The 24,356-nt window shown below is 39.6% G+C and carries 19 protein-coding genes; 16 read left to right on the forward strand and 3 right to left on the reverse strand.

Annotation, left to right across the window (positions count from 1 at the left end; genetic code table 11):
* The 3 genes from D8836_RS03865 (at position 1) to D8836_RS03875 (ending at position 3,010) form a co-directional block, all read left to right on the forward strand.
* Positions 1-438 (forward strand): threonine/serine exporter family protein, encoded by a 438-nt coding sequence (locus tag D8836_RS03865; protein ID WP_101776490.1) that lies wholly within the window; start codon positions 1-3, stop codon positions 436-438.
* A 125-nt stretch (positions 439-563) separates the two neighbouring features.
* Positions 564-1,736, forward strand: coding sequence for a hydroxymethylglutaryl-CoA synthase (locus tag D8836_RS03870; RefSeq protein ID WP_185761591.1), 1,173 nt, complete (start codon positions 564-566; stop codon positions 1,734-1,736).
* A complete protein-coding gene (locus tag D8836_RS03875) occupies positions 1,736-3,010 on the forward strand; it encodes a hydroxymethylglutaryl-CoA reductase, degradative (protein WP_125393199.1) in 1,275 nt (424 codons plus the stop codon). The genes D8836_RS03870 and D8836_RS03875 overlap by 1 nt, the downstream gene beginning before the upstream one ends.
* Before the next feature lie 35 nt (positions 3,011-3,045).
* Here D8836_RS03875 and D8836_RS03880 read toward each other — a convergent pair whose 3' ends face one another.
* Positions 3,046-4,011 (reverse strand): LacI family DNA-binding transcriptional regulator, encoded by a 966-nt coding sequence (locus D8836_RS03880; protein WP_125393200.1) that lies wholly within the window; start codon positions 4,009-4,011, stop codon positions 3,046-3,048.
* Positions 3,992-5,446 carry a sucrose-6-phosphate hydrolase gene (locus tag D8836_RS03885; protein ID WP_125393201.1) on the reverse strand — a complete coding sequence of 485 codons (1,455 nt, stop codon included), beginning with the start codon at positions 5,444-5,446 and terminating at the stop codon, positions 3,992-3,994. Before D8836_RS03885 ends, D8836_RS03880 begins: the two co-directional genes overlap by 20 nt.
* A gap of 379 nt (positions 5,447-5,825) precedes the next feature.
* On the opposite strand from D8836_RS03885, the gene D8836_RS03900 reads away from it, so the two are divergent.
* Positions 5,826-7,712 (forward strand): sucrose-specific PTS transporter subunit IIBC, encoded by a 1,887-nt coding sequence (locus D8836_RS03900; protein ID WP_125393202.1) that lies wholly within the window; start codon positions 5,826-5,828, stop codon positions 7,710-7,712.
* Positions 7,713-7,860: 148 nt separating this feature from the next.
* Positions 7,861-8,748 carry a fructokinase ScrK gene (gene scrK / locus D8836_RS03905; protein WP_125393203.1) on the forward strand — a complete coding sequence of 296 codons (888 nt, stop codon included), beginning with the start codon at positions 7,861-7,863 and terminating at the stop codon, positions 8,746-8,748.
* 319 nt (positions 8,749-9,067) lie between these two features.
* On the opposite strand, the gene D8836_RS03910 is transcribed toward scrK, so the two are convergent.
* Positions 9,068-9,685: a TVP38/TMEM64 family protein gene (locus D8836_RS03910; protein WP_125393204.1), complete on the reverse strand. Its 618-nt coding sequence runs from the start codon at positions 9,683-9,685 to the stop codon at positions 9,068-9,070.
* A gap of 482 nt (positions 9,686-10,167) precedes the next feature.
* On the opposite strand from D8836_RS03910, the gene D8836_RS03915 reads away from it, so the two are divergent.
* The 11 genes from D8836_RS03915 (at position 10,168) to metE (ending at position 24,261) form a co-directional block, all read left to right on the forward strand.
* Positions 10,168-10,383, forward strand: a complete 216-nt coding sequence (locus D8836_RS03915; RefSeq protein ID WP_125393205.1) for a hypothetical protein — start codon at positions 10,168-10,170, stop codon at positions 10,381-10,383.
* 25 nt (positions 10,384-10,408) lie between these two features.
* Complete coding sequence (locus D8836_RS11155; RefSeq protein WP_185761592.1) at positions 10,409-11,161, forward strand: DUF6261 family protein; 753 nt, start codon at positions 10,409-10,411, stop codon at positions 11,159-11,161.
* 92 nt (positions 11,162-11,253) lie between these two features.
* On the forward strand, positions 11,254-12,417 hold the full coding sequence (locus tag D8836_RS03925; protein ID WP_125393206.1) for an AbiH family protein: 1,164 nt from the start codon (positions 11,254-11,256) through the stop codon (positions 12,415-12,417).
* 154 nt (positions 12,418-12,571) lie between these two features.
* Positions 12,572-14,143 (forward strand): type I restriction-modification system subunit M, encoded by a 1,572-nt coding sequence (locus D8836_RS03930; protein ID WP_125393207.1) that lies wholly within the window; start codon positions 12,572-12,574, stop codon positions 14,141-14,143.
* Positions 14,133-15,128 carry a virulence RhuM family protein gene (locus tag D8836_RS03935; RefSeq protein ID WP_125393208.1) on the forward strand — a complete coding sequence of 332 codons (996 nt, stop codon included), beginning with the start codon at positions 14,133-14,135 and terminating at the stop codon, positions 15,126-15,128. The genes D8836_RS03930 and D8836_RS03935 overlap by 11 nt, the downstream gene beginning before the upstream one ends.
* Positions 15,128-17,008 (forward strand): restriction endonuclease subunit S, encoded by a 1,881-nt coding sequence (locus D8836_RS03940; protein ID WP_125393209.1) that lies wholly within the window; start codon positions 15,128-15,130, stop codon positions 17,006-17,008. Before D8836_RS03935 ends, D8836_RS03940 begins: the two co-directional genes overlap by 1 nt.
* A gap of 56 nt (positions 17,009-17,064) precedes the next feature.
* Entirely contained in the window at positions 17,065-20,109 is a 3,045-nt protein-coding gene (locus tag D8836_RS03945; RefSeq protein ID WP_125393210.1) for a type I restriction endonuclease subunit R, read from the forward strand.
* A 145-nt stretch (positions 20,110-20,254) separates the two neighbouring features.
* Positions 20,255-20,659, forward strand: a complete 405-nt coding sequence (locus D8836_RS03950; RefSeq protein ID WP_049390293.1) for a YbgA family protein — start codon at positions 20,255-20,257, stop codon at positions 20,657-20,659.
* Entirely contained in the window at positions 20,643-21,008 is a 366-nt protein-coding gene (locus D8836_RS03955) for a TIGR02328 family protein (protein WP_125393211.1), read from the forward strand. The genes D8836_RS03950 and D8836_RS03955 overlap by 17 nt, the downstream gene beginning before the upstream one ends.
* A 186-nt stretch (positions 21,009-21,194) precedes the next feature.
* On the forward strand, positions 21,195-21,488 hold the full coding sequence (locus tag D8836_RS03960) for a helix-turn-helix domain-containing protein (RefSeq protein WP_125393212.1): 294 nt from the start codon (positions 21,195-21,197) through the stop codon (positions 21,486-21,488).
* 523 nt (positions 21,489-22,011) lie between these two features.
* The gene (gene metE, locus D8836_RS03965; RefSeq protein ID WP_125393213.1) at positions 22,012-24,261 is read left to right on the forward strand and encodes a 5-methyltetrahydropteroyltriglutamate--homocysteine S-methyltransferase; all 2,250 of its coding nucleotides are present in this window, start codon (positions 22,012-22,014) and stop codon (positions 24,259-24,261) included.
* Positions 24,262-24,356 lie beyond the last annotated feature (95 nt).

The raw sequence follows: 24,356 nt of genomic DNA on the forward strand, positions 1-24,356 counted from the left end.
ATGACACTAACAACCTTTTTATTACAGGCAGTAGCAAGTCTTCTTGCAATTATCACTTTTTTAATCGTACTCAATGTGCAACGTTCTATGCTCTTACCAGGAGGAATTTTGGGCATGGCTGTCTGGCTAATTTATCTTTTGCTCAAGGAACCGACCAATGTTATTGTGGCTACTTTTATTGCAGCCATTATCGGTTCTTGTGTCAGCCAGATTTTAAGTATTCTTTATAAGACACCTGCTGTGGTCTTTATCTTGGCCATCTTGGCACCTCTGGTTCCGGGTTATCTCTCCTATCGGACAACTGCCTTTTTTGTGACGGGAGATTACAGTCATGCCATTGCTAGTGCAACCTTGGTTGTTATGTTGGCTTTGGTGATTTCCATTGGAATGGCTAGCGGAACAGTGATTCTCAGACTTTATTCTCACTTACGAAAATAGCATAATGGTTAGAATAATAAGCGACTTGATTTGGTGAATCAAGTCTTTTTTCTCTCTTTTACTGCCATTTGTGATAAAATAGTATAGAACGATTTTTTACAATGAATGATAAAACAGAGGTAAATATGACAATCGGTATTGATAAGATTGGTTTTGCGACCAGTCAATATGTCTTGAAATTACAAGACTTAGCAGAAGCGAGGGGAATTGACCCTGAAAAATTAAGCAAAGGACTCTTACTCAAGGAATTGAGTATTGCGCCCCTAACTGAGGATATCGTGACCTTGGCGGCCAGTGCAAGTGATTCTATTTTAACTGAGCAAGAAAGAGAAGAAATTGACATGGTCATTGTTGCTACCGAGTCAGGAATTGACCAGAGTAAAGCTGCGGCCGTCTTTGTGCATGGTTTGCTGGGCATCCAGCCTTTTGCTCGTAGTTTCGAGATTAAAGAAGCCTGCTATGGAGCGACAGCGGCCCTTCATTATGCCAAATTGCATGTGGAAAATTCTCCAGAGTCCAAGGTCTTGGTCATCGCAAGCGATATTGCCAAATATGGTATTGAAACTCCAGGAGAACCCACTCAGGGTGCTGGAAGTGTAGCTATGTTGATTACACAAAATCCACGCATTATGGCCTTTAATAATGACAATGTCGCTCAGACTCGTGACATCATGGACTTTTGGCGTCCAAATTACTCAACAACCCCTTATGTAAATGGTGTTTATTCTACCCAACAGTATTTGGATAGTTTGAAAACGACTTGGCTTGAATATCAAAAACGCTACCAGCTTACTTTGGATGATTTCGCGGCGGTTTGCTTCCACTTGCCTTATCCTAAATTAGCACTAAAAGGCTTGAAAAAAATCATGGATAAGAGTCTGCCTCAAGAGAAAAAAGACCTCTTGCAAAAGCATTTTGACCAGTCTATTCTCTACAGTCAAAAGGTGGGGAATATCTATACAGGTTCACTTTTCCTTGGACTTTTATCTCTCTTGGAAAATACAGATAGCTTGAAGGCTGGGGATAAAATTGCCCTTTATAGTTACGGAAGTGGTGCTGTGGCTGAGTTTTTCAGTGGTGAATTGGTTGAAGGTTATGAAGCTTATCTGGATAAAGACCGTTTGAACAAGCTCAACCAACGAACTGCCCTGTCTGTTGCAGACTATGAAAAAGTCTTCTTTGAGAAAGTGGTATTGGATGAAACAAATTCTGCCCAGTTTGCTGGCTATGAAAATCAAGAGTTTGCCTTGGTTGAAATTGTGGACCACCAACGCCGTTATAGCAAGGTTGAAAAATAATGAAGATAAGTTGGAATGGATTTTCTAAAAAATCATACCATGAGCGCCTTGAGCTGTTAAAAGCTCAGGCGCTCCTTAGTCCTGAGAAGCAAGCGAGTTTGGATCAGGATGAACAAATTAGCGTGACTGTCGCAGACCAGCTGAGTGAGAATGTGGTGGGGACTTTTTCTCTGCCTTATTCGCTGGTTCCAGAGGTCCTTGTCAATGGTCAGGAATACACAGTTCCCTATGTGACAGAAGAACCATCTGTGGTTGCTGCGGCCAGCTATGCAAGTAAAATCATCAAGCGTGCAGGTGGCTTTATTGCACAGGTTCATGAGCGTCAGATGATTGGGCAGGTAGCCCTTTATCAAGTTGCTGATCCTGAACAAGCGCAAGAGAAAATTGCCAGCAAGAAGGCGGAGCTCTTGGAACTTGCCAATCAAGCCTATCCTTCTATCGTTAAACGCGGGGGTGGGGCGCGTGATTTGCATGTAGAACAGATAAAAGGCGAAACAGACTTTCTCGTTGTGTATCTCCATGTCGATACCCAGGAAGCCATGGGTGCTAATATGCTCAACACCATGCTGGAGGCCTTGAAACCAGTCTTAGAAGAACTCACTCAGGGACAAAGTCTTATGGGAATCCTGTCTAATTACGCGACTGATTCTCTGGTGACGGCAAGCTGTCGCATCGCCTTTCGCTACTTGAGCCGCCAAAAGGATCAAGGACGAGAAATTGCGGAGAAAATGGCTTTGGCTAGCCAATTGGCGCAAGCTGATCCTTATAGAGCAGCTACCCACAATAAAGGGATTTTTAATGGTATTGATGCCATTTTGATTGCCACTGGTAATGACTGGCGTGCTATTGAAGCAGGGGCTCATGTCTTTGCCAGTCGAGATGGACGCTATCAAGGTCTTAGTCAATGGACGCTGGACCTTGAAAGAGAAGAATTGGTCGGTGAGATGACCCTGCCCATGCCTGTGGCGACCAAGGGTGGCTCTATTGGTCTCAACCCTCGTGTAGCTCTCAGTCATGAATTATTGGGAAATCCTTCTGCCAAAGAATTAGCCCAGATTATCGTGTCTATTGGTCTCGCCCAAAACTTTGCGGCCCTCAAAGCCTTGGTGAGTACGGGCATCCAGCAAGGCCACATGAAATTGCAGGCCAAATCCTTAGCTCTCCTAGCAGGAGCCAGTGAATCCGAGGTAGCTCCCCTAGTCGAGCGCCTCATCGCAGAGAAAACCTTTAACTTAGAGACAGCCCAGCATTATTTAGAAAACTTAAGATCATAAAAAACTCAGACGAATTTGTCTGAGTTTTCTTGTACTTAAATACTTTTTCCTGGTAATAGTGTAACTGGTAAGAAGTAACAAGTTGTTGCGACTTCCTTGCCTTCAATCTTTTGCAAGAGAAGATCAACAGTGAGGCAGGCAATCTCTTCCAAAGGTTGCTTGATGGTCGCGAGTTGAGGATAGTAGTTCTCGATAAAATAGGTCCCATCGTAGCCGATGACTTTGAGCTCTTCAGGAACAGAAATGCCTAGTTCTTGAGCAATTTTAATGACCAGAATAGCTGTCAAATCATCTGAAGCAAAAATGGCATCTGGCTTTTGTCGAGTCAAGATATTCTTGATTTCCATTTCTTTTCTGACAGGAGAAAAGTCACTGGAAACATTGATAATAGGTGCTTTGGGGAGAACAGATGCAAAGCCAGCGTGGCGTAGTCCAGTTGGCGAGTTAGAATTGTCATTTCCTGTAATCATGATGATAGACTGGGCGCCTGTCTTAACCAAGGTCTGGGCTGCTAGAACTCCACCAGCATAGTTGTCAGAGGAAACGACAGGAATGTCTGGCGACAGATTTCGGTCAAAGGAAATAATTGGTGCCGTCACGCGATTGTAGTCTTCGATTCCCAAGTTGTGACTACCCGAAATGATGCCGTCCACCTGATTGGCTTCCAACATTTCGATGTATTCACGTTCCTTCTCAGAATCGTGCTCACTGTTGCAGATGATGGTCTTATAACCATTCTTGAAGAGTTGGTGTTCCAGCTTATCAATCAATTCTGCATAGAAAACGTTAGAAATATTGGGGAAAATCAAGCCGATTAACTTAGCTGATTTTCCTTGCAGACTACGAGCTAGGTTGTTGGGCTTATAGCCCAATTCTCGCATGGCTTCATTTACCTTTTGAATTGTTTTTTCAGATAAATACCCTTTTTTATTGATAACCCGAGAAACGGTAGTAGGGCTGACGCCTGCAAGTTTGGCGACATCAGTTAGTTTTGCGACCATAATCTAATTCATAGTAAGTTCCAGTTGGGTTTCCAGATTTAATCAGGATCCCATTTTGGTCCGCATGTGGGAAGACACGACCAGAAAATACTTTTTCTCCTTTATTGATGAAAATTTCAAAGACAGAATTATCGATGAAGATTGTAGCAGTAGTAGCCTGATTCTCGATAGGGCAAGAACGTGTAGTTCCAAATTCTTGGGCATACTGTTCACCAGCCTGGCTACGATCTACTGTCACTTGACCATTTACAAGGTCAAAGTTGATGGAAAGTCCCTTGCCTTCTTTATCAGCCAGTAAGACAATCTCGCTCTGGCTATTAGCTTCCAAGTTGAGTTCAAGTTCGTAAGTGTTCTTGGTTTGAGCACGATTTGAGAAGACTTCTTCAGAAGCACGAAGGTCCTTGATAGCTGCGACTGGGTATTGGTAGAGTTTGCCGTCTTTGATAGTGAGTTCCTTGACCAAAGAGAAGGTTCCTTGGTGGTCAAAACGGTCAGATGGATATGAAACATCAGGCAAGCCAAGCCAGCTAACAGCTAGAGCACGTCCATCAGGAGCGTTGAAGGCTTGAGTTGCATAGGCTTCGAAACCATAGTCCATGTTTTGAAGTTGAGATACATCTACCATTTTAGCATTTTCAGGGTCAAAGGAAGCCCCAATCTTATACATATTTGGAAAGATATTATCGTAGTCTAGAACCTTCTTATCCAATCCTTGTGGGCAGTAGAGAAGGACAGGTTGTTCCCCTACAAAGACCAGATTTGGACATTCCATCATGTAGGCAGTACGGTCGTTAGCAAAGTCAAGGTTGCCAACGGCTTGCCAGTTTGTATAGTCGTTGTCTACAGCCTTGTAGAGACGGACGAAACCTTTTTTCTCCAAGTCCTGTCCACCGACGATAGCATAGTATTGGCCCTTGAAGTTAAAAATTTGCGGATCACGGAAGTGGTCAGTAGAGTCTGCTGGCTGATCAATCAAGATCTTATCAATCTTTGTAATCTTGCCATCCTTATCCATCAAAGCTCCAATCTGGTAAGGGTGACGGATCCAGTTTTCATCACGAACATTTCCTGTATAAAATAGGAACAAGTTATCGCCAAATTGCATAGCAGAACCAGAGTAGGCACCGTGGCTATCTAATGGAGTATCTGGTAAAACTTTGATTCCAGTTTCTCTAAAGTGAATCAAATCATCACTTTCCAATTGAACCCAAGATTTCAAACCGTGGGCTACACCAAAAGGAAAGTTCTGATAAAAAACAATCCACTTTCCATCAAAGTAAGAAAAGCCATTTGGGTCGTTGAGAAGTCCTGTTTTTGGCTCGACATGGTAATGAGTATGCCATGGAGATTGTGCCATATTTTCCTTTATATGTTGAATTTCTTCTTGCGTCCAATCTTCATAGGGTCTATAACGACGCTCAGTTGTCCATTCCATTCATTCATTCCTCCAAAAAATCTTATCACTTCTAATAGTAACCGTTTTCGATAAAAAATGCAAGCCTTTTATGTTAAAAAAGAGAAAAAACTGTTAAACGTTTATCATAAATTTAAAGCAGGAAATTAATCAACTTTTCAAGAAAATATGAAAGATAATGAAACAAAAGCCTTTTAACTAAGATTTCAAACTTGTTTTTTAAGGAAATCCTGCTAAAACAGTCAAAATCAATCAATCTAAAGCGAGCTTACTAAGTGGATAGAATATTTTTTCTGCAAAACGCTTGACATATTTCTAAAACATGATAAAATAATAGTCGTAGGGCGGATAAAATCGCTTTCAAACAATAACGAAATTTTATATAAGGAGATTTTTGCAAATGAACAATCAGGAAATTGCAAAAAAAGTCATCGATGCCTTGGGCGGACGTGAAAATGTCAACAGTGTTGCCCACTGTGCGACTCGTCTTCGTGTCATGGTCAAAGATGAAGGAAAAATCAATAAAGAAGTGATTGAGAACTTGGAAAAAGTTCAAGGTGCGTTCTTTAACTCAGGTCAATACCAAATCATCTTTGGTACAGGTACAGTTAACAAAATGTACGATGAAGTTGTTGCACTTGGTTTGCCAACATCATCTAAAGATGACATGAAAGCAGAAGCTGCTAAACAAGGGAACTGGTTCCAACGTGCTATCCGTACTTTCGGTGACGTTTTCGTTCCAATCATCCCAGTTATCGTAGCGACAGGTCTCTTCATGGGTGTGCGTGGTCTCTTGACTGCTCTTGGAATGACACTTCCAGCTGATGTGACAACTTACACTCAAATCTTGACAGATACAGCCTTTATCATCTTGCCAGGTTTGGTTGTGTGGTCAACCTTCCGTGTATTCGGTGGAAATCCAGCCGTTGGTATTGTTCTTGGTATGATGCTTGTTTCTGGCTCACTTCCAAACGCTTGGGCAGTCGCTTCAGGTGGTGAAGTAACAGCTATGAACTTCTTTGGTTTCATCCCTGTTGTTGGTTTGCAAGGTTCAGTTCTTCCAGCCTTCATCATCGGGGTTGTCGGAGCTAAATTTGAAAAAGCTGTCCGCAAGGTTGTTCCAGATGTGATTGACCTCTTAGTAACGCCATTCGTGACACTTTTGGTTATGTCTATCCTTGGACTCTTTGTCATCGGACCAGTCTTCCACGTCGTTGAAAACTACATCCTTATCGCTACAAAAGCGATCCTCAGCTTGCCATTTGGTCTTGGTGGTTTCTTGATCGGTGGGGTTCACCAATTGATCGTCGTGTCAGGTGTGCACCACATCTTCAACTTGCTTGAAGTTCAATTGCTTGCTGCTGACCATGCTAACCCATTTAACGCGATCATCACAGCTGCTATGACAGCTCAAGGTGCTGCGACTGTTGCGGTTGGTGTTAAAACTAAAAATCCAAAACTGAAAACACTTGCTTTCCCAGCTGCTCTTTCTGCCTTCCTAGGTATTACAGAGCCTGCTATCTTCGGGGTGAACTTGCGCTTCCGTAAACCATTCTTCCTTTCATTGATTGCTGGTGCAATCGGTGGTGGATTGGCTTCTATCCTTGGACTTGCTGGTACTGGTAATGGTATCACCATCATCCCTGGTACAATGCTTTACATCGGTAACGGACAACTTCCACAATACCTTCTTATGGTAGCTGTATCATTTGCACTTGGTTTTGCTCTTACTTACATGTTTGGTTATGAGGATGAAAAAGAAGTTGCTACTGAAGTAGAGACAGAACGTTTGGTCCAAGAAGAAACAACTGGTAACATTCCAGCATCTCTTCAAAATGAAACACTTGTAACTCCTATCGTTGGTGATGTTGTCGCTCTTGCTGATGTCAATGACCCAGTCTTCTCAAGTGGAGCTATGGGGCAAGGTATCGCTGTGAAACCAAGCCAAGGTGTGGTATATGCACCAGCTGATGCTGAAGTTTCAATTGCCTTTCCAACAGGACACGCTTTTGGTTTGAAAACAACTGATGGTGCTGAAGTCTTGATCCACGTTGGTATCGACACTGTAACAATGAACGGTGACGGTTTTGAAGCAAAAGTTGCTCAAGGTGATAAGGTTAAAGCTGGCGATGTTCTAGGAACATTTGACTCAAACAAAATCGCTGCAGCTGGTCTTGATGATACAACAATGGTTATCGTTACAAACACAGCTGACTTCTCTTCAGTAGCTCCAGTCGCAACAGGTTCAGTTGCGAAGGGTGATGCTCTTATCGAAGTGAAAGCCTAATCTTTCCTAGCTAAATGAAAACGAACAAATGACATGTTTGTTCGTTTTTGCTTGAATAGTAAGATTTACAGAGGAAAATCTAAAAAATTGAGAAACTTAGATTTTTAAAATATGCTATAATAAAGAAAATAAAAACAAGAGGTTTATCATGACAAAATTATATGGAAGCTTGGAAGCGGGCGGTACAAAGTTTGTCTGTGCTGTCGGTGATGAAAACTTTAACGTTGTAGAAAAAATACAATTTCCAACAACAACTCCAATCGAAACAATCGATAAAACCATTGAGTTCTTCTCGAAATTCGATAATCTTGCTGGTCTTGCAGTTGGTTCATTTGGTCCGATTGATATTGATAAAAACTCAAAAACTTATGGCTTTATCACAACGACTCCAAAACCAAACTGGGCAAATGTGGACTTGCTTGGTGCCCTTCGTCGCGCCCTAAACGTGCCAATGTACTTCACAACAGACGTAAACAGCTCTGCTTATGGTGAAGTGGTTGCCCGTAACAATGCTGGTGCTCGTATTGAAAACTTGGTTTACTACACAATCGGTACAGGTATCGGTGCAGGTGTTATCCAACGTGGTGAGTTTATCGGCGGTGTGGGTCACCCTGAAATGGGTCACTACTATGTTGCTAGACACCCAATGGATATTGAAAAAGAGTTTAAGGGTGTTTGTCCTTTCCATAAGGGATGTCTGGAAGGCTATGCAGCTGGTCCAAGTTTGGAAGCTCGTACAGGTGTACGTGGGGAAAATATTGAACTCAACAACCCTGTTTGGGATGTTCAAGCCTACTATATCGCTCAAGCTGCGGTTAATGCGACAGTGACTTTCCGCCCAGACGTGATTGTCTTTGGTGGAGGGGTCATGGCTCAACAACACATGCTAGACCGTGTCCGTGAGAAATTTACATCTCTTCTCAATGGTTACCTACCAGTACCTGATGTGCGTGACTACATCGTGACACCAGCAGTAGCAGGAAATGGTTCTGCCACACTTGGGAACTTTGTTCTTGCAAAAGAAGTTTCAAAATAAAGCACAAAATCCGCTTGGGAAACCAAACGGATTTTGTGGTTGAAAACAATATTTTTGAGCCTTTCCTTAAGTGATTACGGACGGTAGCGACTTTCTTCGAAATTCCATACCTAAACTTTGAGCCTAATGTCTCAAAGTTTCCGAACACCTGAAACCATTAGATTTCAGGTGTTTCTATCACGGCGGAAAGGCTAGGTAAGTTCTCACCTCACTATCGAAAAATAGGCATGATTTCCATACTAAAGTATATTTAGTATCAATCTATAGTCAATCTACGCTCTAAAAATCCGCTTGGGAAACCAAACGGATTTTTTACATGTCAAAGCATTTGCCAGAAGAAGTCGATAATATAGGTCAGACCGTAGGTATAAACCACGAGGGTAAAGGGTTTGGTCAGAATGATGATGGTCATATAGCGCTTGAAACTCATCTTGGTCAGGGCAGCCAGCATACAGAGAAAGTCAGCTGGACTAATGGGCCAAATCATCATAAAGATAAAGAAACGGTCAAAACGATTGCCCTTGTCCAACCAGCCGATATACTTGTCATAGGTGCGCTTGCTGACGACAGACTGGACAAAGGAAGCCCCATAGAGGCGCACCAGATAAAAGATAATGGCACAGCCAATCACGATGCCGATATAGTTGTAGATAGTCCCGATGATGTGGCCGTAGATAAAGACCCCAGCCACCGAGGTCAAGGCTCCAGGAATGATAGGGACGACCGTTTGTAAAATCTGTAAAAAAATAAAGAGAGGTGGCCCCCAGATACCTGCCTGCTGGATAAAGGCAGAGAGGGTTTCCTTAGACTGTAAAACACCCGCCTGATAAGCCCAAATACAGAAAATCAAACTCCCAACCCCACCGACAATCGATGAGATGTTGATAATTTGCTGTAAAAGGGGAGAAACAGCTTTCATTTGTTTATCCTGTGACATGTAAACTCCTCATAGATAGTATAACTCTACTATACCATATTTTGGAGGAGAAAGGGGGAATGAGTCTTTTTGATGAGAAATAGATGGGAATACAGGCCTTCGAGATTTAGAATAGATCTCTTTCCTAAAGTTTACATGTATTATAGATTTAGAATAAGCGTAATTTCATAAATTTAAAAGTATTCTAAGCTTCGAATAGCTTATCTACGAAAGTTTTTAGGTCTTCTAGCTTTCGAATAGTCGTATTTGCTAAAGTTTATATGTATTCTAAAGCTAGAAAGGCTAAAATCGAAAAATAGCAAGAGTCTCTATCTGATGGACGGAGTTTATTTCCAGTCAGAAAGAGATTTTTTAATTTGGAAATATCTGATTTGTCCTGAAAAGTACATTTTAGATGGGAATAATGATAGTTGAGCGGATGAAGTACAAAATGTTTTGGGAAACTGTTAGAATGAATGTATCAAATTAAAGGAGAAAAATTGATGAAGAAAGTTAGAGATGATGAGGATAGTATGCTATCGACACTTCCTTTATGGGTGCTTCTATTTTTGGTCTGTGCATTGTTTCAAGTCTTTGTATTTAAGGATAGACCTTTGATTCAACCTCCTAGACAAGGAAGCATTGTAAAAACAGATCAAGAACAGGTCTATCTTCCAGAACTAATCCAGTCTTGGTTTGATAGAGAAGATAATAAATGATTCGTTAAATAGAAAGGATATCATCATGACAAAAACATACGCTATTCGCCCACTTAGTTACAGCAACTTTACCAACCGTGAGTTTGAAAGCCTAATGATGGATACTCATCAGAGTCTAGCTACTTTTTCTAAGGCAAACAAGGATGAGGGCATGTATGCCAAACATTTGGAACCCTTCAAGACCAAGCTAGATGATTTTCAAGCTCAACTTGCGGCTGTGGAGACGAAAGATTCTAGTAATCTGACAGAAGTTGATCGCAATCGTGATAGTGCCTTGGTCGGTCTCTTTACCCTTCATAGAGGATTTGCTAAGATTAAGGATGCAAAGCTCAAAGAAGCTCATGAAACTCTGAAACCAGTCTTTGGCAAGTACAAGGATATCACTAAGCACAGCAATGATGTGGAGACGGCAGAAATCAAGAGCCTTCTCAAAACGCTTAGTGAAACACCCTATCATGAGGCAGTGACCAGCCTAGGACTGACACCCATGCTGACGGCGGTAGTCAATGCTCAAGAAGAATATGACCAAGTGGAAAGTAAGGCGCGTGCTTCTAAGTCTGCCAAGGAAGTCGGCAAGACTAGACAACTCCGTACCGAACTTTCAACCAGCTACGACCTCTTTATACGCTATACCGCAGCTAGTGCAGAAGCCTACCCTGAAAAGGAACACTTGACTCAACTCCTCAAGGAACTCAATAGCATCCGAGATAGCAAGCGCCGTCTCATTACTAGTAGCAAGAAAGATAAAAAGACCAAACCAGCCGAACCAGCAGGATAAAGACAACCCCTTAGAAGCGGATTTCTAAGGGGATTTTTGTGGTTTCGTGGTATAATTTTGGTAATAATCTATAATGTAGAGGAGAAAAAATCATGGCAGATACAATTTTAATTCTAGGTAATGGTTTTGATATTGCTATGGGGCGAAAGACGAAGTATACCGATTTTATTGAGTTTGAAAAACAATTATTTTCTAATCCAGATGAGGAGTTACTGGAGTTTTTAAAAGCTAAAAATATTAGTATTGAGAAATACAAAGATAATTTATATTTGAAATTTATCAACGAAAACAAAGATACTCTTGGAGATAATTGGTCTAATCTTGAAATCATGATCTCCCAACTCGCGGATGCAATAATGTATTTTAAAGAGAATAATATTTTATATAATGAAAATATGAATGAACCTAACAAGAGACATTCAGAAGGATTGAAGGAAAAACTTCTAAAAGATAATAATGCTTATGCCAAAATATTTGTTGTTGATAATTTTTCTAAATTATTCTATGAGAAAAATTGGAGATTACTACAAAGAGAAGTTGCACTAGAAAAATTGAATAATGAATTTATCAATCAACTTGATTTATTAATTGAGCTATTAGAAATTTATCTGTCGTATTTAGATTATATAGATTTTGATGTACAAAAGATTGAAGCAAGGCCAACAGCTTTAGATGCAATATCAGATTTATCAAATTCTTCAGTTCTAAACTTTAATTATACTAATACATCAGGATATTTATTTGGGACTTCTGAGGAAAAAACTCATTTTATACATGGCCGAATTGATTTGGATAGAACTTTCAATCGAATCAATACGATGGTCTTTGGAATTGAGGACAAAGAAAATAATGTCAACAGTGATTTAATTCCTTATCAGAAATATTATCAAAGAGTTGTTAAAGAAACAGGAACTAAATTTGAAGACTTTTTCAAACCAGTTTATGAGTATTCAAGTGTGGGGATAGCGAAATCATTTCCTAAAAATATCATTATTTTTGGACACTCAGTAGATCCCTTGGATAAAGAAATATTCCAAAAATGCTTAAAGTTAGTAGAGATTGTATCAGAACAGAATAGAATGTTTAAATATCGATTTATTTTCACTTATTTCAATGAACTAGCAAAACGATCTATTATTAAGAATCTCGCAATCATTCTGGGGAAAGAAAAACTGATAGAGTTAACAGGAAAACAGAATGTTGTATTTGTAAAGAGTGATGATATGGAAGGTATGAAAGATGCTCTACTACCATGATAAAGTCAAAAGTAATTGAATTTATAGAAAACAATTGTCAAATATTATTTTAAAAATAGGTCATAACCCACTCGCTCTTCTCGCTTCGAGTGGGTTTTCTTAAAATATGATAAAATAGAAGAGATAATACATTTATTTAATAAGGGAAGTAAAAATGGCAAGTAAAGAAAATGCAGAACGCAAGGAACTGCATCGTAAGATTTGGGCGATTGCGGACGATGTTCGTGGAGCTGTAGATGGTTGGGATTTTAAACAATACATTTTAGGAATCCTTTTCTATCGCTTTATTTCAGAGCATATGGCAGACTATTTTGACCGCGCCGAGCATGAAGCTGGCGACTTAGAATTTCGTTATGCTGAATTGAGTGACCAAGAAGCTGAGCAAGATTTCAAACCAGGGACAGTTGAGGATAAGGGATTCTTTATTCTTCCGAGTCAACTATTTGAAAATGTTGTCGAGAATGCCTCGCAAAATGAAAATTTAAACGAAGACTTGGCCAATATTTTCCAAGCTATTGAGAAATCAGCGATTGGCTTCAAATCAGAGGATGATATCAAAGGTTTGTTTGATAACTTGGATACACGAAGCAATATCCTTGGTGGAACTGTTCCAGAAAAAAATAAACGACTTTCTGACATTCTAAATGGTATCAATAGCATTAACTTTGGTAACTTTGAGGAAAATGACATCGATGCCTTTGGGGACGCTTATGAGTTCTTGATTTCCAACTATGCTAGTAATGCAGGAAAAAGTGGTGGTGAGTTTTTCACGCCACAGACAGTCTCTAAACTACTAGCTCGTCTAGTGATGGTCGGCAAGGACAAGATTAACAAGGTCTATGACCCAACATGTGGTTCAGGCTCTCTCCTTCTTCAAATGAAAAAACAATATGAAGACCATATTCTAGAAGATGGATTCTTTGGTCAAGAAATTAATATGACCAACTATAACTTGGCTCGTATGAATATGTTCTTGCACAATATCAACTACAATAACTTTGATATTAAGCGAGGAGATACCCTTTTAAATCCTCAGCATTTAGAAGAAAAGCCATTTGATGCTATCGTTTCTAACCCTCCGTATTCTGTCAAATGGGTGGGAGATGGAGATCCAACTCTAATAAATGATGACCGCTTTGCGCCAGCTGGTAAGCTAGCTCCTAAGTCAAAAGCTGACTTTGCCTTTATCATGCATAGTCTCAATCATTTGTCCAATAAAGGTCGGGCAGCCATTGTATGTTTCCCAGGTATTTTCTATCGTGGCGGAGCTGAAAAGACCATTCGTCAGTATCTGGTAGATAACAACTTTGTTGAAGCAGTCATTGCCCTTCCAGACAATCTCTTCTTTGGAACTTCTATCGCAACGACGATCTTGGTTTTGGCAAAAAATAAACTAGAGAACAAAACGCTCTTTATCGATGCGAGTAAGGAATTCAAAAAAGAGACTAACAACAATGTTTTGACGGATAGCAATATCGAACATATAGTTGAATTATTCTCTAATTATCAAAATGTTGACTATAAATCTGCTCTTGTTGACAATGATGTGATTGGTTCAGAGCAGGATTATAACCTATCTGTTTCAACCTATGTCGAACAAGAAGATACACGTGAGAAGATTGATATTGATGTGCTCAATCAAGAAATTGCAGAAACTGTAGCCAAGATTGATCACTTGCGTGCAGAGATAGCCAAGATTGTAGAGGAATTGAGCCATGGCAAATGATGTGATTCTCTATAGAACTGATGACGGGGAGTCTGCTATTGAACTCCACTTGGATAATGGAACGGTTTGGCTGACCCAACAAGAACTAGCTGAGCTCTTTCAAACTTCCAAGCAAAATATTAGTAAACATATCAAGGCTATTTTTGAAGATGGAGAATTATCGGAAGAGGCAACTGTCAACTATAAGTTGACAGTTCAAAATGAGGGGAATAGAAGTGTTCAGCGAAATGTCGCTTACTATAATCTCGATATGATTTTGGCGATTGGTTATCGAGTTCGATCTCCTCGTGGCATTCAGTTCAGACTCTATGCTTCGACAGTCTTGAAAGAGTATCTGATTAAGGGCTTTGCCATGGATGATGAGCGCTTGAAAAACTTGGGTGGAGGCTCTTACTTTAAAGAACTTCTTGAAAGAATCCGAGATATCCGCTCAAGTGAAAAAGTCTTTTACCGTCAGGTTTTAGATCTTTTCGCAACATCTAGTGACTACAATGCAAATTCACCAGAGGCAAAGAAATTCTTTGCGACAGTGCAAAATAAGATGCATTACGCCATTCACCACAATACTGCTAGTGAACTCATTTACAATCGTGTTGATAGCGAGAAGGAGTTTATGGGCTTGACCACTTTTAAGGGAGACCTTCCTACTTTATCCGAAGCAAAAGTTGCCAAGAACTATCTGACAGAAAAGGAACTCCGTGGACTTAATCAGCTTGTATCAGGATATCTAGACTTTGCTGAAAGACAGGCAGAGCGAGAAGTAGTCATGACTATGGCTGACTGGGTGACACATGTGGATCGAATCCTTCTGGCTACTGGAGAAGACTTGCTGGACAATAGTGGCTCTATCTCTCGTGAACAGATGAAGCAGAAGGTAGATAAGGAATATAAGAGCTATCAAACCAAGACCCTCAGTCAAGTTGAAAAAGATTACCTCAAGGAAATTAAAAACATTGAAAATCTAGCCAAGGAAGGAGGTAACTGATGAACATTCTAGAAGAAATCCCAAACTGTCCTGTTGAGTGGAAAGAGTTGGGGGAAGTGGCACATTCCATAAAAACAGGTTTAAATCCTCGTAAATTTTTTCAATTAAATACTTCTGACGCTTCGAATTATTATATTACTGTACGAGAAATAAGAGGACATAAAATTGTTCCATCTGAAAAAACAGATTTAATAAATAATGATGGATTGATGTTATGTCAGAATCGATCTAATCTTGAAATTGGAGATGTTCTTTTTACGGGTACTGGGACAATAGGAAATGTTGCCATAATTGAAAAAACTCCAACTAATTGGAATATAAAAGAAGGAGTCTATGCTATTAAACCTAAAAAAGAGCAGATATGTTCTAAATTTTTGATGTATTTGTTTGAGTCCGAAAAGATTAGAAAGGATATAGAAGGACGAAAAGCAGGAGGAACAGTTAAAAGTGTTTCAATGGCTGAAATGAAAAAAATCAAAATCCCCATCCCTCCTCTGGAAATTCAAGAAAAAATAGTGCAAACACTTGACAAATTCACGGATTATGTTACAGAATTGACCTCAGAATTGACCTCAGAATTGACCTCACGTAAAAAGCAATATTCTTTTTATAGAGATAAACTGTTATCATTTGAGGATGAGGTTTATCAGGTTGAGTGGAAGACACTTGATGCAGTTTCTGAAAGAACAAGTAATATTTCTTGGAATAAAATTGGAGATGATGAAAAATTTAAATATATAGATTTATCGTCAGTAGATAGAGTTTCTAATAAGATTACTGAGACTACATCAATAACTAAATCAACTGCTCCAAGTAGAGCTCAAAAGATTGTCAAATCAAATGATATTATCTTAGGTACGACAAGGCCAACTTTGAAACGTTTTACTAAAATTACAGATGACTACAATGACCAGATTTGTAGTACAGGATTTTATGTTTTTAGAACAAATGGTGAGGTTTTACCTAACTACGTATATCATATATTTTCATCAAGTGATTTTTATAAATACTTGGAAGAAAATCAGAGTGGAGCAAGTTATCCAGCAATTTCTGATGCTTTGGTAAAGAAGTATAAAATTCCCGTCCCTTCCCTTGAAATCCAGTCACGTATTGTTCAAGTTTTGGACAACTTTGATATGGTTTGTAATGACCTAAACATCGGACTTCCCAAGGAGATTGAACTACGCCAAAAACAGTACGAATATTTTAGAGAAAAACTCTTGACATTCGTCGCCGAAGGCGAGTACACTGAGAGTAGAGTAGAGGAGTGGGACAACTCCGCTATTATCAAGCTTTTACAGTGGGTATTTGGTCCAATTCAAGTGGAGTTGGGAGCTATGGCACGTTATAGCAAGGCTAGGATAGAGGCTACGAAATTGACTTCGGAGAATTATGTTGGGGTGGATAATTTGTTGCAAGATAGAAATGGGAAAACAGTCGCCACTTATTTACCTGAGCAAGGAAGTTTTACAGGTTATGACCAAGATGATATTTTGATTGGGAATATTAGACCTTACCTTAAGAAAATATGGTATGCTAATCAATCTGGTGGAACCAATGGAGATGTGCTGGTTATTCAAAATTTATTTCCTTCTTGTTTGGAAAGTCAGTATCTTTATTATGTTTTATCAGACGATCGTTTCTTTTCCTATGATATGCAGTATGCAAAAGGTTCAAAGATGCCTCGTGGAGATAAAGCAGCGATTATGCAGTATAGCTTTATTCTCCCATCCCTTTCCGAGCAAGAGAGAATCGTCTCCATTCTTGACAATTTTAACACCCTAACCAACTCTCTTTCTGAAGGTCTTCCAAAAGAAATCGAACTAAGACAGAAACAGTATGAATACTGGAGAGAACAATTATTAAACTTTACTAGATAAATTCTTGAATCATTTTGAGAAAGAATCTCAATTAATACAATAAAAGGAAGCATACTATGGTTGATTATTCAAAAGTACATGAAGTAATTGCGGAAACAAATGAAGGGATTCTCTTGGCTGAGTATCAACCAGAGTATCGCACAGATAGAGAATTTCAGTCTGAGGCAGATTTGGAAAGACAATTGCTTATGGATTTAGTCAATGGTCTCAATTATGAACGATTGGATATCCATACACCTGCGGAGCTTTTAGCGAATGCAAAGGTTCAAATTGAAAAGCTTAATAAGGTTACGTTTACGGATGCTGAATGGCAACGTTTTGTAGTCGAGTATTTAGATTGTCCCAATGAAGGTTTGGTTGAAAAAACACGAAAAATCCAAGAAAATCATATCTATGACTTTGTTTTTGATGATGGACGGATTAAAAATATTTTCATCCTTGACAAGAAAAACATTCACAACAACAGTATGCAGGTCATCAACCAAGTGACGCAAGTGGGGAGTCATACCAACCGTTATGATGTGACCATTTTAGTCAATGGTCTTCCGCTAGTTCAGATTGAATTGAAGAAGCGTGGAGTTAGTCTACAAGAAGCCTTTAATCAGGTTCACCGTTATAGTAAGGAAAGCTTTAACAGCGAAAATTCTTTGTATAAGTATGTTCAGATTTTTGTGATTTCGAATGGCACTTATACACGCTACTTTGCAAATACAACAGCTCAGAATAAAAATCACTATGAGTTTACCTGTGAGTGGGCAGACCGTAAGAATAAGACTATTCACGAATTGGAAGATTTTACTGTTACTTTCTTAAGCAAGCGTGTCCTCTTGGAAGTTTTGACCAAGTATTGTGTTTTTGATGTGGATAATACCTTGCTCATCATGCGTCCTTATCAGATAGCAGCAACTGAAAGTATCTTGCGCAAGATTCATTCTTCCAATGAAATGAAGAATTTTGGAACCATCAATGCTTGTGGTTATATCTGGCATACGACAGGGTCAGGGAAAACCTTGACCAGCTTTAAGACTGCGCGCTTAGCGACAGAGTTGGACTACATTGACAAAGTGATATTCGTTGTAGATAGAAAAGACTTAGACTATCAAACTATGAAGGAATATCAAAAATTCCAACCAAATTCAGTCAATGGTAGTAACAATACAAAAGAACTACAACGCAGTATCGAAGAAAATGATGATCGAATCGTTGTCACAACTATTCAAAAGTTAAATAAGTTTATCACTGCGAATCCTAATCATGAAGTCTATGCTAAGAAATGTGTCTTGATTTTTGACGAGTGTCATCGTTCTCAGTTTGGGAAGGCGCAAAAGCGTATTAAGAAGGCCTTTAAACAGTATGCCTTATTTGGATTTACAGGGACACCAATTTTCCCAGAAAATAGTTTGACGGGTGAAACGACACAAGAAGTTTTTGGAGAACAACTTCATAACTACGTTATCACGGATGCTATTCGAGATAAAAAAGTCTTGAAGTTCAAGGTTGATTACAACTATATCAAGCCTGAAATTAATAAGTATAGAGAAGCTGAAAAAGCAGTTGGCCGAGAGATTGATGAGAAGAAACTCAAAAAGATGGAGAAGGAGCTACTTCTACATCCAGAACGGATAGCAACCATCACAGAATACTTACTTCGCGTGTATAATACAAAAACACACCGAAATCAACACTATACTCATAAACAAAAACAATTGTCTGGATTTAATGCTATGCTGGCTGTACAAAGTATTGAAGCAGCAAAATTATACTATGAAGAACTCCAACGACAGCAAGCAGCTTTACCAGAGGCTAAGCGTTTGAAAGTTGCGACTATCTTTAGCTTTGCACCTAACGAAGAACAGTCAGCTTACGGCGAAATTCAAGATGAAGAGCTAGAGCCTCAAGGAACAGCCATGCCTCTATCTTCTAAAGAGTTTCTTTCTAGAGCGATTGATGATTATAATCACATGTTTAAGACCAACTTCTCAGCTGATGGGAAGGAGTTTCAAAATTACTATCGTGACCTTTCCAAACGAGTTAAATCCAAGGAAGTGGATTTGCTGATTGTGGTCGGTATGTTCTTAACGGGATTTGATGCCCCGACTATGAATACACTCTTTGTCGATAAAAATCTACGTTATCATGGTTTGATTCAGGCCTTCTCGAGAACCAATCGGATTTTTAACAAGGTTAAACCTTTTGGGAATATTGTTTGTTTCCGTGATTTAGAAAAGGCTACGCAAGAAGCTATTAAGACTTTTGGAGACACCAATAAGCTTGAAATCATCTTAGAAAAAAGCTTTAGTGAATATATGGATGGTTTCGTTGACCAAGTAACGGGTATCGAGGTCAAAGGCTATACTGCGGTTTGTCAGGAAATTCTGGAAAGATTCCCGAATCCGCAAGAAATTGAAACAGAGCATGATAAAAAAGAGTTTGTTAAGTTGTTTGGTGAGTTGTTGAAGCTTGATAATGTTCTTCGAAATTATGACGAATTTCAAGAAATCGACAAACCTATTTCAGAAGGTTATCTTCAGGATTTAAGAAGCACTTATGTGGAAATTCGAGATGAATTTTTGAACCTTAAAAATTATGAAAAGACCAAGGATTTGGATGTTGATCTTTCAGATGTTGAATTTGAAATCGAACTCTTAAAAACAGATGAGATTAATCTGGACTACATTCTTGCATTGATTGTTGAGAAATCGAAGAACTCTGAGTCTAAAGAAGCAATGAAAGCAGAAGTTAGTCGTGTGATTCGTTCTAGTATTGATATTCGTGCCAAAGAAGAGTTGGTAATCGGGTTTATCAATGACACCGATTTGCAAAAATTGAAAGACCATGATGGGATCATCAATGCTTTCTACGAATATGGCAAGGAGCGCAAGAAAATTGCGATTCACGACCTAGCTGAGGCTGAGAAACTTGTAGCTGATTATCAATTATTCATAGACAAATCAATTCAACGAGGTTATGCTGAAAATAGTGGGACTGATTTGGATTCGATTATTCCACCAACTTCTCGTAGACAAGGAGCGCGTGAACGGAAAAAGCAAGAAGTTTTGCGTAAGATTCAGTTGTTAGTAGAGACTTATTCAGGTATTTAAGTATTGTCAAACAAGGTTTATTAGAAAAATCAGGAACTACAAAAAACACTCTTGATTCGCTCATATTCCGCTCATAATTCGCTCATTTTTTAGATACAACTTTGTTTCCATATTTCCGGGGAACTAGTAGAAAGTAAGGAGAAATATGGAAAATAACAACCAACGTGCACTTTGCCAGCAACTATGGGCGAGAAACAAATACCTCGTTTTGAGTCATTCCAGCAATATTTACAATGAGATTCGTCAATACTTGAAGAATGAAGAGGTGGAGGTGAGTATGGTTCAAGAGATGATTGACCGTGCCTGTCAGATTCCAGAACACAGGGGTCAGGTCTGCAATGCCTTTCAGCATATTTGGGGCTATTTCAAAAAGAAAGCGACAGATATTGAGCGCAAAGACTATATGCTCTTGCTGGATCGCTACCGCTATGGTCAGGTTTACAAGGAAGATGTGATTGCTAAGACGAGAGAGTTGCTTGAACGCTATCCCAATACCTACTTGCAACATTCGACATTACTGAAAGGAGACTCCCATGAGACTTTGGCATGAGGCTTTGATTTCACAACTTCCTCGTCCTCAACTCTTGGGACAGCATCGAGAGTGTTGTGCCTTGCGTGGCAATGGCTGGGGCAGAAAGCATGCGACGGTGGACTATGTTTTTACTCACTCGCCCTATCGTCTCTATGCCTATCATCGCTTAATCATGGAGGAGATGGCTGACCGTGGTTATAATGTTAGTTCAGAGTGGCTGGACAAGAACTACCGTGGTAAGATTTGTCCATCTTATGAGGATTTACCTGAGGAGACTTTGACGAGCCCTATTTACAAGGAGCACGATGCTGCCTACTTTGAGGAGTGCCTGGCAAATCTCCGAGAGAAGGGGATAGAGCTGGAATAATAGTAAGGATTGCCTTCAATTTATAACTCTTCTCGTAATTTTTTCGAATAATAAAGACGAGAGCCTTAGAGTTTTTCTAAGGTCTTCTTTTTATGAGTGTTCAGATTTACTTTTAATAACTTTTAAGTTATAATTTTTAAAAAACCAAACGTGAGTTGAAGGACTTAAAAGAAAGAGGATTAAGTGATGAAGAATAGTGCTATTGGGAGTAATTGGAAGGATGTCCGATCTGAACTCTTTACCAAGGAGGAAATTCTTGAAAGTGATATGCGAGTGGCTATCATGAGTGAGTTGATTGAAGCCAGACATGAGCAAGGAATCAGCCAGAAAAAGCTAGAAGAACTTAGTGGAGTAAGTCAGCCTGTCATAGCTAGAATGGAAACAGGAAAGACTAGTCCTCAGTTAGATACAGTCTTAAAAGTTTTATCCAGTTTGGGAAAGACATTAGCAGTCGTCCCACTTAAACAGGAAAAGAGTTGAGTGGTAGAAGTTGGAAAGATTTAACAAATTTAACAGTTATAGTACCTCAATTTTATAATTTTAGAAAATCAAACTTTTTTAATTAAGAGTGAACGAAGTGAGCTTTTAGCGGATGTTTCCCGCTATAGTGGTATTCTAGATAATAATTTATTATTATCTAGGACGGAATTTTTGAGACATTCTGGCTCAAAAATTAGGGATGAAATTACGAAGTAAGTTGCTCCCGTCCGTACTTTTTAAGGGAAATATCAGAAATACCAAAGGAGAATCAACCTATAGTCTTTTCTAATAACAAGTCATAGTCACTTATAAGAATTACTAATAACGCGTTTGAACCGTCTAACTGAAATATAGTTAAAAAACAAGCTACACAAAGGATTTGAGACATTTGTCCCAGGTCTTTTTCTTTTGTCTAAAACGGAGATATAGTTTCAAACTATATCAAAGCCTAATTTTTTACAATTATACAGATGATTTCTTTTCTGTTAAGATAGTTTCAACAACAAATTTTGGAGGACACATCATGTCAACTACAATCATCGGTTTCCCACGTTTGGGTGAATTCCGCGAATTAAAATTTACAACTGAAAAATACTTTAGAAAAGAAATCTCAGAAGAAGAACTCTTGGCAGCAGCAAAAGCCTTGCGTGCTAAACACTGGAATATTGTCAAAGAAAAAGGCATCACTGAAATCCCATCAAATGACTTTTCTCACTATGACAACTTCCTAGATGCAGCTTTCCTTTTCAACGTGGTACCTGCTTCAGTTCAAAACTTGGACTTGTCTGACCTTGAGCGCTACTTCGCTTTGGGTCGTGGTTACCAAGGAGAAAAAGGGGACGTTCGCGCCCTTCCAATGAAGAAATGGTTTAACACCAACTATCACTACATCGTTCCTAAATTTGAAAAAGATACTCAAGTTAAACTTGCAGGTCACAAGATTTTTGATGAGTTCCAAGAAGCAAAAGAACTTGGTCTCAACACTCGTCCAGTTCTTGTAGGTCCATTCACTTTCCTTCAATTGTCAGACTTTGAAGAAGGTGTGAAAGCAGAAGACTTCGTAGACAGCTTAGTGGCTGCTTACCAAGAAGTTTTTGCTAAATTGGTTGAACTTGGTGCGACTCGTATCCAATTGGATGAAGCGGCTCTTGTAAAAGACTTGACAGCTGAAGAAAAAGCTCTCTTCTTGAACCTCTACAACAAACTTTTGGCTGACAAAAAAGGTCTTGAAGTCTTGCTTCAAACTTACTTCGGTGATGTACGTGATGTTTATGCTGACCTTGTAAACTTGCCGGTTGATGCCATCGGTTTGGACTTCGTTGAAGGTAAGAAAACTCTTGAACTCGTTAAAGGTGGTTTCCCAGCTGATAAGACTCTCTACGCAGGTATTGTCAATGGTAAAAACATCTGGCGTAACAACTATGAAAAGAGCTTGGCTGTTCTTGAGCAAATTCCAGCTGAAAACATTGTCTTGACAAGCTCATGCTCACTTCTTCATGTGCCATTTACAACTGCTAATGAGGAATTTGAACCAGCTATCTTGAACCACTTTGCCTTTGCAGTTGAAAAATTGGATGAGATTCGTGATTTGGATGCTATCCGTAATGGTCAAGGTGAAGAAGCACTTGCAGCTAACAAAGAACTCTTTGCGACTGAGCGTGTGGGTGAAAATGCAGAACTTCGTGCGCGTATCGCTGGCTTGACAGACGCAGACTACACTCGTTTGCCAGCCTTTGCAGAACGTGAAGCTATCCAGGAAGAAGCTTTCAAACTTCCAGCTCTTCCAACAACAACGATCGGTTCATTCCCTCAAACAAAAGAAGTTCGTGCGAAGCGTTTGGCTTACCGTAAAGGTGAATTGTCTCAAGAAGAGTACGATGCTTTCCTTGCTGAAACGATTGATGAATGGATCAAATGGCAAGAAGATATCGACTTTGATGTCCTTGTTCACGGTGAATTTGAGCGTAATGACATGGTTGAGTACTTCGGTCAAAACTTGTCAGGTTACCTCTTCTCTAAAAATGGTTGGGTACAGTCATACGGTATGCGTGGGGTGAAACCACCAATCATCTGGGGTGATGTAACTCGTCTTAACCCTATCACTGTTAAATGGTCTAGCTATGCACAAAGCCGTACAAACAAACCTGTTAAAGGTATGTTGACTGGACCTGTTACCATCCTCAACTGGTCATTCCCACGTGAAGACATCTCTATCAAGGATTCTACTCTTCAAATTGCCCTTGCTATTAAGGATGAAGTGCTGGACCTTGAAGCTGCTGGTGTGAAGATCATCCAAATCGATGAGGCTGCTCTTCGTGAAAAATTGCCACTTCGTCGTAGCGACTGGTACGAAGACTACCTTGACTGGGCTATTCCTGCCTTCCGTTTGGTACACTCAACAGTAGCGCCAGATACTCAAATCCACACTCACATGTGTTACTCAGAATTTACAGATATCATCCCAGCTATCGACAACATGGATGCGGACGTTATCTCATTTGAGGCTAGCCGTTCAAACCTTGAAATCTTGGACGAACTCAAAGCGAAAAACTTCCAAACAGAAGTGGGACCTGGGGTTTACGATATCCACTCACCTCGTGTGCCAAATGAAGGCGAAATCGACCACACAATCGAAGCCATCCTTGCTAAAGTGCCAAGCAAGAAAGTTTGGATCAACCCTGACTGTGGTTTGAAAACACGTGGTATTCCAGAAACAAAAGAAAGCTTGATCCGCCTTGTTGAAGCAGCTAAAGCTGCGCGTGAGAAATTGTAAGATAAGGATTTCTCAAGAAGCGCTGTTTGGTCAATCTGCCTGTTTCACTTGGATTCTAGGAATCCAGCTAACGAAAAAAATCAACTAGAAAAGGA

It is taken from the genome of Streptococcus mitis, assembly GCF_003942995.1.
Lineage (GTDB): Bacteria > Bacillota > Bacilli > Lactobacillales > Streptococcaceae > Streptococcus > Streptococcus mitis_CV.

Excerpts from the sequence above, each read along its gene's own strand:
- D8836_RS03865 (WP_101776490.1), top strand. The coding sequence starts at position 1 with ATGACACTAACAACCTTTTTATTACAGGCAGTAGCAAGTCTTCTTGCA.
- D8836_RS03870 (WP_185761591.1), top strand. The coding sequence starts at position 564 with ATGACAATCGGTATTGATAAGATTGGTTTTGCGACCAGTCAATATGTC.
- D8836_RS03875 (WP_125393199.1), top strand. The coding sequence starts at position 1,736 with ATGAAGATAAGTTGGAATGGATTTTCTAAAAAATCATACCATGAGCGC.
- D8836_RS03880 (WP_125393200.1), bottom strand. The coding sequence starts at position 4,011 with ATGGTCGCAAAACTAACTGATGTCGCCAAACTTGCAGGCGTCAGCCCT.
- D8836_RS03885 (WP_125393201.1), bottom strand. The coding sequence starts at position 5,446 with ATGGAATGGACAACTGAGCGTCGTTATAGACCCTATGAAGATTGGACG.
- D8836_RS03900 (WP_125393202.1), top strand. The coding sequence starts at position 5,826 with ATGAACAATCAGGAAATTGCAAAAAAAGTCATCGATGCCTTGGGCGGA.
- scrK (WP_125393203.1), top strand. The coding sequence starts at position 7,861 with ATGACAAAATTATATGGAAGCTTGGAAGCGGGCGGTACAAAGTTTGTC.
- D8836_RS03910 (WP_125393204.1), bottom strand. The coding sequence starts at position 9,685 with ATGTCACAGGATAAACAAATGAAAGCTGTTTCTCCCCTTTTACAGCAA.
- D8836_RS03915 (WP_125393205.1), top strand. The coding sequence starts at position 10,168 with ATGAAGAAAGTTAGAGATGATGAGGATAGTATGCTATCGACACTTCCT.
- D8836_RS11155 (WP_185761592.1), top strand. The coding sequence starts at position 10,409 with ATGACAAAAACATACGCTATTCGCCCACTTAGTTACAGCAACTTTACC.
- D8836_RS03925 (WP_125393206.1), top strand. The coding sequence starts at position 11,254 with ATGGCAGATACAATTTTAATTCTAGGTAATGGTTTTGATATTGCTATG.
- D8836_RS03930 (WP_125393207.1), top strand. The coding sequence starts at position 12,572 with ATGGCAAGTAAAGAAAATGCAGAACGCAAGGAACTGCATCGTAAGATT.
- D8836_RS03935 (WP_125393208.1), top strand. The coding sequence starts at position 14,133 with ATGGCAAATGATGTGATTCTCTATAGAACTGATGACGGGGAGTCTGCT.
- D8836_RS03940 (WP_125393209.1), top strand. The coding sequence starts at position 15,128 with ATGAACATTCTAGAAGAAATCCCAAACTGTCCTGTTGAGTGGAAAGAG.
- D8836_RS03945 (WP_125393210.1), top strand. The coding sequence starts at position 17,065 with ATGGTTGATTATTCAAAAGTACATGAAGTAATTGCGGAAACAAATGAA.
- D8836_RS03950 (WP_049390293.1), top strand. The coding sequence starts at position 20,255 with ATGGAAAATAACAACCAACGTGCACTTTGCCAGCAACTATGGGCGAGA.
- D8836_RS03955 (WP_125393211.1), top strand. The coding sequence starts at position 20,643 with ATGAGACTTTGGCATGAGGCTTTGATTTCACAACTTCCTCGTCCTCAA.
- D8836_RS03960 (WP_125393212.1), top strand. The coding sequence starts at position 21,195 with ATGAAGAATAGTGCTATTGGGAGTAATTGGAAGGATGTCCGATCTGAA.
- metE (WP_125393213.1), top strand. The coding sequence starts at position 22,012 with ATGTCAACTACAATCATCGGTTTCCCACGTTTGGGTGAATTCCGCGAA.